General features: G+C 57.1%; 16 protein-coding genes and 1 riboswitch. Of the genes, 15 read left to right on the top strand and 1 reads right to left on the bottom strand.

What is annotated here, in order from left to right; genetic code table 11:
* Positions 1-66 precede the first annotated feature (66 nt).
* The 12 genes from ACE419_RS04380 (at position 67) to hisIE (ending at position 10,586) form a co-directional block, all read left to right on the top strand.
* Entirely contained in the window at positions 67-1,356 is a 1,290-nt protein-coding gene (locus tag ACE419_RS04380) for an HlyD family secretion protein (RefSeq protein ID WP_432647850.1), read from the top strand.
* 210 nt (positions 1,357-1,566) lie between these two features.
* The gene (locus ACE419_RS04375) at positions 1,567-1,881 is read left to right on the top strand and encodes a YerC/YecD family TrpR-related protein (protein ID WP_432647851.1); all 315 of its coding nucleotides are present in this window, start codon (positions 1,567-1,569) and stop codon (positions 1,879-1,881) included.
* Between the two features lie 49 nt (positions 1,882-1,930).
* Positions 1,931-3,115 carry an ATP phosphoribosyltransferase regulatory subunit gene (hisZ, locus tag ACE419_RS04370; RefSeq protein WP_435721148.1) on the top strand — a complete coding sequence of 395 codons (1,185 nt, stop codon included), beginning with the start codon at positions 1,931-1,933 and terminating at the stop codon, positions 3,113-3,115.
* Positions 3,112-3,633, top strand: coding sequence for an HD domain-containing protein (locus ACE419_RS04365; RefSeq protein ID WP_432647853.1), 522 nt, complete (start codon positions 3,112-3,114; stop codon positions 3,631-3,633). The genes hisZ and ACE419_RS04365 overlap by 4 nt, the downstream gene beginning before the upstream one ends.
* Positions 3,634-3,807: 174 nt before the next feature.
* Positions 3,808-4,482 (top strand): ATP phosphoribosyltransferase, encoded by a 675-nt coding sequence (gene hisG / locus ACE419_RS04360; RefSeq protein ID WP_432647854.1) that lies wholly within the window; start codon positions 3,808-3,810, stop codon positions 4,480-4,482.
* Positions 4,483-4,560: 78 nt separating this feature from the next.
* Entirely contained in the window at positions 4,561-5,895 is a 1,335-nt protein-coding gene (hisD, locus tag ACE419_RS04355; protein ID WP_435721147.1) for a histidinol dehydrogenase, read from the top strand.
* Positions 5,896-6,052: 157 nt separating this feature from the next.
* Complete coding sequence (gene hisC / locus ACE419_RS04350; protein ID WP_435721146.1) at positions 6,053-7,126, top strand: histidinol-phosphate transaminase; 1,074 nt, start codon at positions 6,053-6,055, stop codon at positions 7,124-7,126.
* 2 nt (positions 7,127-7,128) lie between these two features.
* Positions 7,129-7,713, top strand: a complete 585-nt coding sequence (gene hisB / locus ACE419_RS04345; protein WP_302489671.1) for an imidazoleglycerol-phosphate dehydratase HisB — start codon at positions 7,129-7,131, stop codon at positions 7,711-7,713.
* Between the two features lie 12 nt (positions 7,714-7,725).
* Positions 7,726-8,337 (top strand): imidazole glycerol phosphate synthase subunit HisH, encoded by a 612-nt coding sequence (gene hisH / locus ACE419_RS04340; protein ID WP_435721145.1) that lies wholly within the window; start codon positions 7,726-7,728, stop codon positions 8,335-8,337.
* Positions 8,338-8,377: 40 nt separating this feature from the next.
* Positions 8,378-9,109 (top strand): 1-(5-phosphoribosyl)-5-[(5-phosphoribosylamino)methylideneamino]imidazole-4-carboxamide isomerase, encoded by a 732-nt coding sequence (gene hisA / locus ACE419_RS04335; RefSeq protein ID WP_435721144.1) that lies wholly within the window; start codon positions 8,378-8,380, stop codon positions 9,107-9,109.
* A gap of 5 nt (positions 9,110-9,114) precedes the next feature.
* A complete protein-coding gene (hisF, locus tag ACE419_RS04330) occupies positions 9,115-9,873 on the top strand; it encodes an imidazole glycerol phosphate synthase subunit HisF (RefSeq protein WP_435721143.1) in 759 nt (252 codons plus the stop codon).
* Complete coding sequence (gene hisIE, locus ACE419_RS04325; protein ID WP_435721142.1) at positions 9,873-10,586, top strand: bifunctional phosphoribosyl-AMP cyclohydrolase/phosphoribosyl-ATP diphosphatase HisIE; 714 nt, start codon at positions 9,873-9,875, stop codon at positions 10,584-10,586. The genes hisF and hisIE overlap by 1 nt, the downstream gene beginning before the upstream one ends.
* Positions 10,587-11,234: 648 nt before the next feature.
* Here hisIE and ACE419_RS04320 read toward each other — a convergent pair.
* A complete protein-coding gene (locus ACE419_RS04320) occupies positions 11,235-11,687 on the bottom strand; it encodes a sporulation-specific protein 15 (protein WP_435721141.1) in 453 nt (150 codons plus the stop codon).
* Positions 11,688-11,923: 236 nt separating this feature from the next.
* A riboswitch (ZMP/ZTP riboswitch) is annotated at positions 11,924-12,006 on the top strand.
* A gap of 74 nt (positions 12,007-12,080) precedes the next feature.
* Between ACE419_RS04320 and ACE419_RS04315 the strand changes: the two genes are divergently transcribed.
* The 3 genes from ACE419_RS04315 (at position 12,081) to ACE419_RS04305 (ending at position 15,551) form a co-directional block, all read left to right on the top strand.
* On the top strand, positions 12,081-13,286 hold the full coding sequence (locus ACE419_RS04315; protein ID WP_435721140.1) for an L-lactate MFS transporter: 1,206 nt from the start codon (positions 12,081-12,083) through the stop codon (positions 13,284-13,286).
* Between the two features lie 188 nt (positions 13,287-13,474).
* Complete coding sequence (locus ACE419_RS04310; protein WP_435721139.1) at positions 13,475-13,885, top strand: methylglyoxal synthase; 411 nt, start codon at positions 13,475-13,477, stop codon at positions 13,883-13,885.
* Between the two features lie 211 nt (positions 13,886-14,096).
* On the top strand, positions 14,097-15,551 hold the full coding sequence (locus ACE419_RS04305; RefSeq protein ID WP_435721138.1) for an alanine/glycine:cation symporter family protein: 1,455 nt from the start codon (positions 14,097-14,099) through the stop codon (positions 15,549-15,551).
* The last annotated feature ends 75 nt before the right edge of the window (positions 15,552-15,626 follow it).

Raw genomic sequence — 15,626 nt, 5'->3', positions numbered from 1 at the left:
TTTTGAGGGAGGTTTTATGGCTGATACGACAAGATTAAGATGATATAAGATGATGGAGGTTCAACCTTGGAAGTCGATATCACAAAAAAAGTACAATATTTCATGAAGTACGGCCTTGTCGGCCTGATTCTCATCGCCGTCGCCGCCGCGAGCGGCATTTACTACTACCAGCATCAGCACAAGTACTTCAATGTCTACGATGCACAGGTTGCCAGCTCACTCGTCGCGACGAAGGTCCACGGCAACGCGACGGTCACGGAAAAAGTCGTGGCTGATGGCGAGCACGTCGAGGCCGGCGACATCATCGCGCACGTGCAGAGCAAGATCACGGATGATGACCTCGCCAACCTCGAGCAGACCGTGGCTCTTTCGCAGCGCAATCTCGATGAAATCAAGAAGGGCCAGACCGTGACGGTCGCTGTGCCGGGCCCTGCGCCGGCGCCGGCCGCCAGTGCGCCGGCACGCAGCAGCGGTTCTTCGCAGAGTGCAGCTGCCGCCGAGTCGCGCATGCATCGCATGCAGGAGCTCTATGAGATGGGCGCGGTCAGCGCGCGCGAACGCGACGCTGCCGTAGCGGCCTACAACTCGGCCAGCTCCGCTTCGTCCGCACCTTCGGCTCCGGCTGCGTCCTCTGCATCTTCGGCACCGGCCGTCACGTATAAGACGACGACCCAGCCGGCTGACCCGAAGGCCGTACAGACTGCCGAGCTTCAGCTCAAGCAGGCACAGGCAGCCCTCGATAATGCCAAGCAGGATGCTGCCGAGACCGATATCGTCGCGCCGGTAGCCGGCACGGTCTACTACGCCGATGGCATCGACGAAGGCACGGACGTCAAGGCCGGTCAGACGATTGCCAGTGTCGGCAACGCCGATGATATCTGGGTCGAAGCGCGCGTCAGCAGCGAAAAAGCTCCGAAAATCCGCCTCGGCCAGTTCGTTTCCTATGAAATCGACGGCCACAAGCTGCAGGGCTCCGTGCAGGATATCCAGCAGCCGTCCAAAAAGGATGACAGCAGCGACAGCAGCAATGCAAATGGCAGCGGCGTGAATGCACAGGCTGGCACGAATGGCGCGAATGCAAATGATGCAGGCGGCGCCAACGGCCAGCCGGCCGTCAATACAAACGACGCGAGCGGCAATCCTACGGACCAGAATGCTGCGGGCAGTCAGGACGGCCAAAACGGCCAGCTCGTGCCGGCAGGCTCGGGCAATCAGGACCCGAAGACCACGACGGCGGTCGAAGATGAAAAAGAAGACCCGGACATTCTCATCATCCGCATTTCTATCCCATCAGGGCTGGGCTTTGACTTGAAGCCGGGCATGCGGGCTGTCGTGAAATTTGCGATGAATGGGTGATTTTGCCGAAATAGCAGCGAATATTCACATTACAGCTGAATACCTAAAATGTTACATCTTCGTTAAAGATGTAACATTTTTTTATTTTGCGCTTTTCTTTTTGCTACGCCTGTGTTATAATGACAATAAATTTTCACGAACTAAAGGATTAAAGATTGAAAGCAAGTTTGCGATTTTTATGATTTTATAGTACAAGGAGGGAATATGGGTATGGTAAACCCAAAACTCAAGGATGAGCTCAATGACCAGCTATGCGAGGCGATGCTGTCCCTGCAGACGGTCGATGAGTGCTATCAGTTCTTTGAAGACCTCTGCACGGTCAGCGAGCTCAAGGCCATGAGCCAGCGGCTTGAGGTCGCGCGCATGCTCCGGGCGGGGCATACGTATGACGATATTGTCGCGCGCACGGGGGCGAGCACGGCTACCATAAGCCGCGTCAAGCGCTGCCTTAATTACGGCGCCGACGGCTACCACATCGTGCTCGACCGGCTGGCACCCGACGAAGGCAGGCCTGACAGCAAATAAAAGATGATAAAAAAGATAAGCTGAGTAAGCTGAGATAGGAGACAAAGAAATGGACAAAGAAAGACTGACCCTTGAGATCCCGTATGGCATGCGCGATTTTCTGCCGGTGGAGGCTGCCGAGAAGCGCGCGATTGAGACGGAGCTCGCGACGCTGTTTGCCGAGTGGGGCTACGATGAAGTCGTGACGCCGACCATCGAATACCTCGACAATCTGACGCTCGGCTCGAGCCACGCCTTAGAGCCGCATCTTTTCAAGCTCTTTGACAAGGACAACCGCACGCTCGCGCTGCGCCACGAGATGACGACGCCGATTGCGCGCCTCGCCGCGAGCCGCCTGCGCGATTATCCGCAGCCTCTGAAGCTCTCCTATGTCAGCAGCGTCTTCCGCTATGAGCAGACGCAGGCCGGCCGTCAGTGCGAGTTCCATCAGGCCGGCGTCGAGCTCATGGGCAGTGCGACGGCCTTTGCCGATGCCGAGGTCATCGCCCTTGCCATTCAGGGCCTTCTGCGCGCGGGTCTCAGCGACTTCACGATCTGCCTCGGCCAGGTCGAGTTCGCTTCGGGCATCATGAACCAGTTCCACCTGAGTGATGAGGTCAAGGGCAAGCTGCAGACGGCGCTTGAAAAACACGACCTCGTGACGTACCGCAATGTCGTCGCAGCCCTCGACCTGCCGGACAAGTCAAAAGAAGCCCTGAACCAGCTGCCGGTATTGAGCGGCGGCGCGGAGCTGCTCAAAAAGAGCTATGCACTGGCCCTCAACGAACAGAGCCGCCGCGCCCTCGACAACCTCGGCGAGATTTACCGTCTGCTGAAGGACTACGGCGTCGAAAAATACGTGCGTTTCGACCTCGGCATCATCCGCGATTTCAGCTACTACACGGGCATGGTCTTCGAGGCCTACACGCCGGAACTCGGCTTCCCGCTTGCGGGCGGCGGCCGCTACGACCATCTGCTCTCGGATTTCGGCAGTGCCTGCCCTGCGACGGGCTTTGCCATCGGCATTGAGCGCATCCTGCTCGCCCTGACGCGTCAGGGCCTCGAAAAGCCGGACAAGCCGAAGGACATTTTCCTTTCGTACGCGCCGGGCCGCGAACACGATGCCATCGTCAAGGCACAGGAACTGCGCGCCGAGGGCAAGGTCGTCGAGCTCGCACTTTCCGCACAGGAGAAAGAGGAGGCCGGGGCCCAGCAGAGTGCCAAGGGCTATGAAAGCCTCATCTACCTCGCATGAGTGCCTATAAGCGCGTCCGGCAGTTTGTGCGCGCCGTCACGCAGAGGATGACGAGTGAGGATTATGATTTTGTCCGTCATCATCTGCCGGAAAAGGCCCTGCCGCTTTTCTTTGCCATGCATCCGGCCGATCAGGTCCATGTGCGAAATGTCGCGTTTACAGCGCTGAAGATGGCAGAGGAGCGGGGGCTTGCGGCGGAGCAGAAAGAGTTTTTGCTGCGCTGCGCCCTGCTGCACGATGTCGGCCGCGTCAAGGGCGACCTCAACATCATGGGCAAGGTCATGGCCGTGCTTATGACGCATTATCTGCCAAGGCTCTCCGCAGCGTGGCAAAAAAAGCAGGACCCCATCGGCCATGCCCTTTACGTCTACCGCCATCATCCGGCCATCGGCGCAGAGAAGCTCAAGGCCATCGGCCTTGAAGAAGAAGCGGCCGTCATCGCGCATCATCACGAAAAAGAGCAGGCAGGCGACAGTGAGGTTCTCAAAATCCTGCGCGCTGCCGACGAACAGAACTAAGTTTTGCGGCAGAAACCTCTTTTTTAGAGCAATGTTTGTCTTCTTCACATGCACAGCCAAACATTTTTAGCAAATTTCTTGACGAATCGCGATTTCGGTGTTAACATAAGGTTCATCGAAATCCTTTAGCTAGATAAAGAATAAAAATCCAGAGATCCGAATAGGAGAGGGAATATGAAGAACAACATGGATTATTTGACCATCGCACTGCCGAAAGGCAAGCTCTTCTGGCTTTCAGCAGAGCTTCTTGCCAAGGCAGGCTATACGGCAGAGGGACTTTCGGACAAGTCGCGCAAGCTGGTCATCACGAACGAAGAAAAGAAAATCCGCTTTATCGTCTCCAAGACGGCCGATGTGCCGACCTACGTCGAATACGGCGCCGCCGATATCGGCGTCATCGGCAAGGACGTGCTGCTTGAGTCCGGCAAAGACGTCTACGAGCTCCTCGACCTCGGCTTTGGCCGCTGCCACCTTATGATGGCTGTACCAAAGGCGGAGAAACGTGGAAAACTCATTGATTACGACCATACGCGCGTCGCGACGAAGTTCCCGCACATTGCCGAACAGTTCTTCAACAAGCACGGCATGCAGATGGAATACATCAAACTCAACGGCTCCATCGAGCTCGGCCCGATTGTCGGTCTCTCCGAGAGCATCGTCGATATCGTCGAGACGGGTACGACGCTCCGTGAAAACGACCTCGAGGAAATCGCCTACATCCTCGACGCGACGGCCCGCCTGATCGTCAACCGCGTGAGCTTTAAATTGAAGTTCGACCGCATCCACCAGCTCACCGAGGAGCTGCGCAAAATCCTCGAGCTTGAGGAGCAGGCGAAAAAAGAAGCCTAAAGAAGCGGAAAAGAAATAACCGGTAAAATCGTAACCATAGCAAGAGCCAAAAGGCATGAGAAAGCGAGGAAGTAAATCATGAAGATTGTCAAAGCCAGTGAAGTTGGGGAATATGCCATAGAGAAAATGCTGACGAAAGCGGCATTTGATGAAGTCGAGCTGAATCCGAAAATCCGCGAGGCCAATAAAAAGACGTTTGGCCGCGATATGACGGCTGCCGAGCTCGTGCGCCAGATTGTCGGCGATGTGCGCCGCGAGGGCGACGCCGCCGTCATCCGCTACACGAAGCTCATCGACAAGGTCGATTACAAGCCCGAGGACTTCCTCGTGACGGAAGAGGAGTACAAGGCCGCAGAAGAAGCCGCTGACCCCGCCGTCGTCGAGTCGCTGCGCAAAGCCGCCGCCAACGTCCGCCGCTACCATCAGGAGCAGAAACCGAATTCGTGGATGACGTACCGCGAGAAGGGCTCGATTCTCGGACAGGCCATCATCCCGCTTGACCGCGTCGGCATTTACGTGCCGGGCGGCACGGCCGCTTATCCTTCCTCGGTCATCATGAACGCCGTACCGGCGTCTGTCGCAGGCGTCGGCGAGATCATCATGATGGTGCCGCCGAAAAACGGCAAGATCAATCCGTACGTCCTCATTGCGGCCCGCGCAGCCGGCGTTAAGAAAATCTACAAAATCGGCGGCGCACAGGCCATCGCGGCCATGGCGTTTGGCACGGAGACGATTCCGCGCGTCGATAAAATCACGGGCCCGGGCAACATCTTCGTCACGCTCGCCAAAAAAGAAGTCTACGGCCATGTCGATATCGATATGCTCGCGGGCCCGAGCGAGATTCTCATCGTCGCCGACAAAACGGCAGACCCGGTTTACACGGCCGCCGATATGCTGAGCCAGGCCGAGCACGACCCCCTTGCTTCGAGCATCGTCATCACGGACGACGCCGAGCTCGCCGAAAAAGTCGCGGCCGAAGCCGAAAAACAGCTGGCGAAACTCCCGCGCAAGGAAATCGCGCAGGCCTCGCTTGACCGCAACGGCCTGATTGTCGTCGCCGACGACATGATGCAGGCCATGCGCTTTGCCAATGTCTCGGCCCCAGAGCACATGGAGCTTCTGACGGCCCAGCCGTTCCAGCTGCTGCCGTACGTGCGCCATGCCGGCGCCGTCTTCCTCGGCGCTTATTCGCCGGAGCCACTCGGCGATTATTTCGCCGGTCCGAACCACGTCCTGCCGACGGGCGGCACGGCCCGCTACTATTCGGTGCTGAATGTCGAGACGTTCATGAAGCGCACGAGCATTATCTCGTACACGCAGCCGGCCCTCGCCGATGTCAGTGACGACATCATCCGCCTCGCCGAGACGGAAGGCCTGCAGGCTCACGCCAACGCCATCCGCATCCGCCGCTGAATCTTTTCGGTACTCTGCTTTGCAAGAGGCGGACAAGCAGTTCAACTCGTAAAAAGGCTCCACCTCAGGGGGAGCTGTCAGCGCAGCTGACTGAGGGGGTGTACTGCATCAATCTCAATCAAGCCCATCTAATATATAATAGGAAGGAAACTGCCTTATGCTGAACTATAGAAACGGCCTTGCCGATATGCCGTCCTACGATGTGGTCGAACGCCCGTGGGACATTAAAGTCAATGCCAACGAATGCAACCTGAGCCTGCCGCCGCTCGTCGAGGAGCGCGTGATGACGCGCCTGTCGCGCGTTGCGTTCAACCGCTACCCGAATGAAGAATACGACGACCTGCGCGACCAGATTGCCCGCAACTTCGGCATGCAGCGCGAAAACGTGCTGATTGGCAGCGGCTCGTCGGAAATCATCGAGAAGCTGTTCTACTGCTTCGGCGGTTCGCCGGAGGCCAAAATCGTCTATCCGTGGCCGTCGTTCTCGATGTATCCGATTTACTCGAAGGCCGCCGAGGCCACGGGCGTGCCTGTAGCCCTTTCTGAGGATGATTATTCCCTCGACCTCGACAAGTTCATCAAGACCGCCGTCGATGAAAAGGCAAGACTCGCCGTCATCTGCAACCCGAACAACCCGACGGGCAATGCCTTCACGGTGGAGCAGATTGAATACATCGCGAAGAATTTGCCGGCTGACTGCGCGTTCCTCGTCGATGAAGCCTATATGGAATTCTACGGCAAGTCGGCCATGGGCCTCCTCAAGAAATACCCGAACATGATTATCGCGCGCACGTTCTCGAAGGCCTACGGCCTTGCCTCGTGCCGTGTCGGCTACATGCTGGCCGACGAGAAAATCGTCACGATGATTGACAAATCCTACATGCCGTACCACATGAACGTCCTCTCGCTCGTCACGGCCGACATCTGCTACCAGATGCGCCAGGAATTCGTGCCGCACATCCAGATCATGATTTCGGAGCGCAAACGCATGCAGGAAGAGCTCAAGAAGCTGCCGGGTGTTAAGGTTTACCCGTCCGAGACGAATTTCATCCTCGTCAAATACGACAAGGCCAAGGAACTCAACGAACTCTTTGAGTCGAAGGGCATCGGCGTGCGTCATTTCGGCAGTGCACCGGGCCTCAAGAACTGCCTGCGCATTTCCATGGGCCGCCGCGAGGAGAACGACACGTGGTACAGCTACTTCAAGGCATTCACGGAAGGGAGGGCCTGAGCATGCGCACAGCAACGGTAGAGCGCAAGACGGCCGAAACGAACGTCAAGCTCATCCTGAATCTCGACGGCAACGGCCACGGCGTCATTGACTCGGGCATCGGCTTTTTTGACCATATGCTGAACCTTATGACGGCTCATGGTCTTCTCGATTTGACGCTGGCCTGCGACGGCGACATTGACGTCGACGGCCACCACAGCGTCGAAGACATCGGCATTACGCTCGGTCAGGCCTTCAAGCAGGCCATTGGCGACAAAAAGGGCATCCGCCGCTACGGCACATTCTACCTGCCGATGGACGAAGCATTGGCCTTTGTCTCGCTCGATATCAGCGGCCGTCCGTTCCTCGTCTACGACGGCGGCGAGATGGCCCCGATGATCGGCGGCTTTGACACGGAGCTCACGGAGGAATTCCTGCGCGCCTTCGCCGTCAACGCCGGCATCACGCTGCACGTCAAGGTACTTTACGGCAAGAACTCGCACCACAAGGTCGAGGCCATCTTCAAGGCCCTTGGCCACGCGCTGCGCATTGCCTGTGAAAAAGACCCGCGTGTCGACGGCATCCCGTCGACGAAGGGCTCTTTATAAGGGGGCATATTCATGATTGCAATCATTGATTACGGCGTCGGCAACCTCTTCAGTGTCGAGAAGGCCTTTGCAGCCCTCGGCGCCGATGCCCGTGTCACGAACGACGAAAACATCATCCGTCAGGCGGAAAAAATCGTGCTGCCGGGCGTCGGTGCCTTTGGCGACTGCATGAAAAATCTCGAGGAAAGCGGCCTGATTCCCGTGCTCAAGGAGTCGATTGCCGCCGGCAAACCGCTCTTAGGCATCTGCGTCGGTCTGCAGATTCTCTTTGACGGCAGCGAGGAGAGCCCCGGGGCCAAAGGCCTCGGCCTCATCCACGGCATGGTGAAGAAAATCAACGCGCCGGGCCTCAAGGTGCCGCACATGGGCTGGAATTCCATCAAGGTCCGCGAAAAGAGAGAGCCCATCGACCTCTTCAAGGGACTTTCCGAAAAGCCGTACGTCTATTTCGTGCACAGCTACCACGCCGTGCCGGACGACAAGAGCGTCATCACTTCGACAACGGAATACGGCGAGACGCTGACGGCGTCCGTGGCCCTCGGCAACATTCAGGCCACACAGTTCCATCCGGAAAAATCCGGCGACGTAGGCCTCGCTATTCTCAAAAACTTCATCGAGGGCTGAGGTCCTCGTTTCTGCAAGAAAAGATACAGGAGGAAATCCTATGCTTATATTCCCAGCCATTGACATCCGCGGCGGCAAATGCGTGCGCCTGTTGAAGGGCGATTTCGATAAAGAAACGGTCTTTTCCGATCAGCCCGAGGAAATGGCGAAAAAATGGCAGGCACAGGGCGCAGAATTCCTGCACCTCGTCGACCTTGACGGCGCGCTCAAAGGCAAGTCGCAGAACCTCGCGACCGTCGAGAAAATCCTCGCGGCCGTCGATATCCCCGTCGAACTCGGCGGCGGCATCCGCACGATGGAAAACATCGACGATGTGCTGAAACTCGGTGTACGCCGCGTAATCCTTGGCTCTGTTGCTGTAAGGAACCCCGAGCTTGTCAAAGAAGCCTGCGCAAAATACGGCGACCGCATCGTCGTCGGCATTGACGCGAAGGACGGCATCGTCGCCGTCGATGGCTGGGGCGTCTCGGGCGATGTCGAGGCCACGGTGCTCGCCAAAGAGATGAAAAAAGCCGGTGTCAAGACGATTATCTACACGGACATCTCGCGCGACGGCACGCTCGCCGGCGTCAACGTCGAGGCCACAGCCAAGCTCGCGCGCGAGAGCGGCGTCAATATTGTTGCCTCGGGCGGCGTCAAGTCCATCGACGACATCAAGGCCCTCAAGCCCTATGAAAAAGACGGCATCGAGGGCGTCATCGTCGGCAAATCCATCTACATGGGCACGCTCGACCTTGCCGAGGCCATTGCAATCGCCTCGAAGGAGGACTAAAATATATGTATACGAAACGTATTATCCCTTGTCTTGATGTCAAAGACGGGCGCGTCGTCAAGGGCACGAACTTCGTCGGCCTGCGCGATGCCGGCGACCCTGTTGAGCTCGCGGCCCGCTACGACGAAGAACGCGCTGACGAACTCGTGTTCCTCGATATCACCGCGTCGAGCGACAACCGCCAGACGATGGTCAAAGTCGCGCAGGACTGCGCCTCGAAGGTGTTCATCCCGTTCACCGTCGGCGGCGGCATCCGCACGGTCGAAGACATGCGCCGCATGCTCAAGGCCGGTGCCGACAAGACCTCGCTGAACACGGCTGCCGTCAAGAATCCGGAGCTTTTGAAAGAAGGCGCGGAAAAATTCGGCCGCCAGTGCATGGTGCTCGCCGTCGATGCGCGCCGCTGCGGCGAAGGACGCTGGGAAGTCTATGTCAACGGCGGCCGCACGCCGACTGGCCTTGACTGCCTCGAATGGGTTAAGAAGGCCGTAGGTCTAGGCGCGGGCGAGATTCTCTTAACGAGCATGGATGCCGACGGCACGAAGGACGGCTACGACATCGAGCTCACGCGCGCGGTCTCCGATGCCGTCAATGTGCCGGTCATCGCCTCGGGCGGCGCCGGCAAGCTCGAACACTTTTACGATGTCCTGACCCTCGGCCACGCCGATGCCGTACTCGCGGCGTCCGTCTTCCACTACGGCCAGTTCACCGTACGTCAGGTCAAGGAATACTTGAAATCCCGCGGAGTGGAGGTAAGATTCTGATGGAAAATCAAAATGTTGATATTTCAATGGTAAAATTTGACGAAAAAGGCCTCGTGCCGGCCGTCGTGCAGGAAGAAAACGGTCAGGTGCTCATGCTGGCCTATATGAACGAAGAATCCCTGAAAAAGACGCTCGAGACGGGCTACACGTGGTTCTTCAGCCGCAGCCGCCAGAAACTCTGGCAGAAGGGCGAAACGAGCGGCAACGTCCAGAAAGTCAAGGAAATCTCCTATGACTGCGACGGCGATACCCTGCTCGTCATCGTACACCAGACCGGCGTCGCCTGCCATACGGGCACGTACACCTGCTTCAGCGGCCGCAAACTCATGGGCGGCGAGGAGAAGGGCGTCGCCGTCATCCCCGAGGAGAAAAAGGCCAACCTCGCCACGGTCCTCTATGAGCTCTACAACGTCATTCAGGACCGCCGTGTCAATCCGGTCGAAGGCTCCTACACGAATTACCTGTTCGACAAAGGACAGGATAAAATTCTCAAGAAAGTCGGCGAGGAAGCCGTCGAGACCATCATCGCCTCGAAAAACAATGTCCGCAAAGAAATCCTCTACGAAATGGGCGACCTCTGGTACCACTGCCTCGTCCTGCTCGCCTACCACAACATCTCGCCGGAGGAACTCTTCGCCGAACTCATGGGCCGCCGCAAAGGGGCAAGCTACCATAAATTTACCGGCAAGACCGGGATTCGTCCGGACCTTTAATAATACGTGGAGTCTGAGTTCGTGAAGTTGAGGGGATGACGGCAAGGGGCGGGGGCATATGTTTCGGCTTCGGGGACTCCGCTGAATGAGGGACATGCCATGTTGTCCTTCTTTTGCCGGTTCGCCGCCTGCCGCGGCGTTCCGACATCGCGCAGCGAAGTATCTGACGTTTGTCCCTCAGCCCTGCGGGCCAAGCGCTGCGCCCCCTGCAGGCGAAACATATGCCCCCGCCCAGAGTTCGTACCAACCAGTTGTGCGAGTTCCATGCGTACTTAGCGTGTACAGCCAACAGGCTGCACACGCTCCAAGCTGCTCTTTGAAAGCAGGCACTAAGAAGTCAGGCTTTTGAGATCTGACTGGGGAAGGGGCCGCCTATTTCGCCTGCAGGAGCGCAGTGATCCCCGCAGGGTGGGCCTCAAGGAAAAATTGGCAGGGCTGCTAAATGTAAGAACGCCGCGGCAGGCGGCGAAAAAACATTGCCCCGCCAAAAACCATGAGGCCCATTTAACGGAGCGACGAAGCCGAAATAGGCGGCCCCTTCCCACGACAATCTGTTTCTCACCTGTCAGCACCAGAACAACGGAAATCAAAAAAGGAAGTTCTTACTTCACTGTAGGAACTTCCTTTTTTGCGCGCATTTTCAACACATTATTTTTTTATCTCTGCAGCCATCTTTTTCGCCTGCATTTCCTTCTGTGCCTGATCCGCCGCAAGTTCATTCCGCAGCCCTTCATAGAACTGCACGAGCCCGCTCGTGATGCTTTCGCGCACGTCCTTGTCGATTTTGCTCTTTTTCTTGAGCTCGCGCGTCGTCTCGATGATGTTGCCGATGGTCAGGATGTAGTTGTACTCATCCTCAAGCACGGACGCGGCATCGAGCGGGGGCAGGCAGTTGACTTCGTTTGTGAGCGCGTCGTATTCGCGGCTGAGTTCTTTGAGGTTCTTTTTCTGCGTCAGCGCGAGGTCGAGATTGTTTTCTGTTACGCGGGCGAGACCGGCGTTCATCTTGTCGCGCAGGGCGTGCATTTTCGCAATGCGCTTTTGCAGTCTCGAAAGGGCGAGGCCTGTCTGGCGCTGTTCTGGGGTCATCTGTTCTGTCATGGTAGTTCCTCCCGATATTCTTCGTTTATCTGTCCGTGCTCTTCTTCTTTTTTTCATCTCTTCGCTGCCTGTACTTTTTGGCGGCGCTTTTGTCAGTTCCTTCTATTTTACAGGAAAGTCCCGCAAATGTCCAAAGGAGAAGGGCGGCAGGCGTCAAAAATTTTTCTGCCGCGTGTGAGATTTCTCTCTTGACGCAGGCGCGCGCAGTTCATATAATAAAAGTGTAAAAAGTAAACAAAGCCTTGCAGGGCTGACGGATGAGTGGAACTGACCACGTGTCCTGCACGGTTATGATCAGCCGACCGTCTGGGCAGGGTATCTGTTCCGGAGGGTCTTTTTGCTACAAGCAGCCTTCCTAAATGGATACCCAATGCATTTCTGGAGGTAGATCACATGAGAAATCGCTGGCTTATCGCGCTGAGCGCCGTGGGCATCCACATCTCGATTGGCAGTGTCTATGCATGGAGCGTTTTGACGCGTCCCATCATGGCGGAAATGGGCTTTTCGCTCACGCAGACGACCTGGACGTTCTCGCTGGCCATCCTGTTCCTCGGTTTTTCGGCCGGTTTTCTCGGCAGCTTTGTCGAAAAAATCGGACCGAAGCGCAGCGGCCTGCTGGCCATGCTGTTCTTCGGCACGGGCATGCTCGGCACGGCCTACGCACTTTCCGTGCACAGCCTGATGCTCCTGTATCTCTTTTACGGCTGCATCGGCGGCATTGGCCTTGGCGTCGGCTACATCACGCCGGTCTCGACGCTCGTCAAGTATTTCCCGGACCACCGCGGCTTTGCGACGGGGCTCGCCATCATGGGCTTTGGCTTTGCCGCACTCATCGCGGGTCCTGTCATGCAGTATCTGACGGCGACGGTCGGCCTCGTCAATAACTTCCTGATTCTCGGCTGCGTCTACATGCTCATCATGGGCGCATCGTCGCTGTACCTCAAACCGCCGGTCCTCAAGGACGCCTCGGGCAAGGTCACGAAGGTCCTGCACGGCGCCACGGCCAATGAGGCCCTCAAGACGTGGCAGTTCGCTTCGCTCTGGTGGATTTTCTTCGTCAACATTACGTGCGGCATCGGCCTGCTCGCCGTCGCTTCGCCGATGGCACAGGAAGTCATCGGCATGGACGCTGCCGCAGCGGCCTCGATGGTCGGCATCATCGGCGTCTTCAATGGCGGCGGCCGCATCGTCTGGTCGACGATTTCGGATTATCTTGGCCGCGGCCGTGTCTACATGCTGTTCTTCCTGCTGGAAGTCCTCGCGTTCTGGCAGCTCGGCCAGACGAAAGAAGCGTTCCTGTTTGAAGCTCTCGTCCTCTTAATCATCAGCTGCTATGGCGGCGGCTTCTCGTGTATGCCGGCGTATCTTTCCGATATCTTCGGCACGCGTCAGCTTAGCGCCATCCACGGCCGCATCCTGACGGCCTGGGGGCTCGCCGGCGTCGCCGGCCCGTCGATTGTCTCGTACTTTCATGCACAGACCGGCGGCTACACGGCTTCGCTTTATTTCTTCGCCGCCTGCTTCGTGCTCAATTTCATCATTGCTGCCGTGCTCAAGCAGTACGGCCAGCGCAGAAAAGAGACGCGCACGGCACTCTGATTTCGACCTCACCTTTGAACTCCTGACTCCCTATGGTTGGCGCGTGGCGCTGGGCATAGCGTCACGTTAGGTTGGCGTCAGTCGGCGTTCAAATCAAATCCTGCTGGCATCTTTGGATGTCGGCAGGATTTTTGGCGTTTTGGGGCGAAATAATAAGGAGATACCTGAGTAGAGAAAGGATGTTTTACATGAAAACGATTGCCCTGATTGCCCATGATAAGAAAAAGAGCGAGATGCTCGAGTTCGTCGGCCATCACAAAGAACTCTTAACGAAGTTTCACCTCATTGCCACGCGTACGACGGGGACGCTCATCAACGAGACCTTCGGCCTGCATGTCGAGACAATGCTTTCCGGCCCGATGGGCGGCGACCAGCAGATCGGCGCGCGCGTTGCGACGGGCGATGTCGATTACGTCATCTTCCTGCGCGACCCGCTGACCTCGCAGCCGCATGAGCCGGACATCAACGCCCTGCTGCGCCTCTGCGATGTTCACGACGTGCCGCTCGCGACAAACCGCAAGAGCGCGCATATCGTCCTGAAGTACGCGGCTGCCAAAGAAGCCGAGGGTGCAGAAGCGCCAAAGTCCGCCAAAAAATAAGGGAGAAATGAGCGGATACGCGCAAAGACGCCTGCAGTAAGCCATCTGTTATGTACATATGTGTATACATGATGGATTTTTATTGACAACGATATATTAAAATTATATAATATAGCTCAAAGCAATGTTGCTTGGACGGTGCGAGTCATCAGCAGCATTGCTTTTGTTTTTTACAGGGTATTATATTTTATAAGCGAAAGGGTTTGATCGTATGGACGTATCGAAGCTATTAGCAGACGTCAACAATTTTGTCTGGGGGCCTGTGATGCTCGTGCTGCTTGTCGGCACCGGCATTTTCCTGACGGTAAGGCTGAAATTCCTGCCGTGGCGCAACCTCGGCTACGCGATTCACATGGTTTTTTCAAAGCGCGATAAACACGCGGGCGATATCTCGCCGTTCCAGTCGCTCATGACAGCCCTTTCGGCGACCATCGGCACGGGCAATATCGTCGGCGTCGCGACGGCCATGGTCCTTGGCGGCCCGGGCGCGCTCGTCTGGATGTGGATCAGCGCGGCTTTCGGCCTTTCGACGAAATACGGCGAATCGGTCCTTGCAGTCAAATACCGCGAGACGAACAGCGTCGGCGAGATGGCCGGCGGCCCGATGTACGCGATGAAAAACGGCATCAAGAATAAATACGTCGGCCGCACGCTCGCGTTCCTGTTTTCCGTCTTTGTCGTACTCGCGTCGTTCGGCATCGGCAACATGACGCAGGCCAATTCCATCGCTGCGGCGATTTCGAGCAGCTACGCTGTACCGACCTGGGTCATCGGCGCCATCATCGCCGCACTTTCCTTGAGTGTACTCGTGCGCGGCATCCGCAGCATCGGCTTTGTCTCGAGCATCATCGTGCCGACCATGGCCGCTTTCTACTTCCTTGTTTCCATCGTCGTCATCTGTGTGAACTTTGACGCTGTGCCGGCTGGCATCGCCGAGATGTTCCGCATGGCTTTTTCCGTTGATTCCGTCGCCGGCGGCATCGGCGGCTCGATTGTCGCTTCGATGCTGACGTCCATGCGCTGGGGCGTTGCCCGCGGCGTCTTCTCGAATGAGGCTGGCCTCGGCTCCGCGCCAATTGCCGCCGCTGCGGCCCGCACGGACCACGCTTCGCGTCAGGGCTACGTCAACATGACGGGCACGTTCTTCGACACGATGATCATCTGCATGCTCACTGGCCTCGTCATCGCCTCCTCGGGCGTGCTCGGCACGGTCGACCCAAGCACCGGCAAGCTCGTCTCGGGCGTTCAGCTCACGATTCTCGCGTTCTCGACGGTCTTTGGCTCCTATGCCAAACTCATCGTCTCCGTTTCCATCGCGCTTTTCGCCTTCTCGACCATCCTCGGCTGGGAGTACTACGGCGAAAAGGCCCTCGAATACCTCATCAAGAAACGCCCCGTCATCATGGGCTACCGCGTCATCTTCTCGCTGATTACCTTCGTCGGCGCCACGACGACCCTCGAAGTCGTCTGGAACTTCTCCGACACGATGAACGGCCTCATGATCATCCCGAACCTCATCTGCCTGCTCTGGCTCAATAAAGACATCGCCAAAGAATGCTTCGACTACCAGGAACACGTCGTCGCCTTCGAGAAAAAAGGCGAAGCCATCGACTACACGGGCGACATGGAAGATGCTGAAGAGGAGCTTGCGGGGACGAAATCGTAAACGTTACTGCTTTATTGTTAAAATTGTGGATAAAACACGCACAATTAATTGAATACAAATGCCCTTCTATGCTAC

The organism is Mitsuokella apri, assembly GCF_047974105.1.
Taxonomy (GTDB): Bacteria; Bacillota; Negativicutes; order Selenomonadales; family Selenomonadaceae; genus Mitsuokella.
Note: the sequence above shows the minus strand (reverse complement) of the source record. Positions and strands in the feature narration are given on the sequence as shown.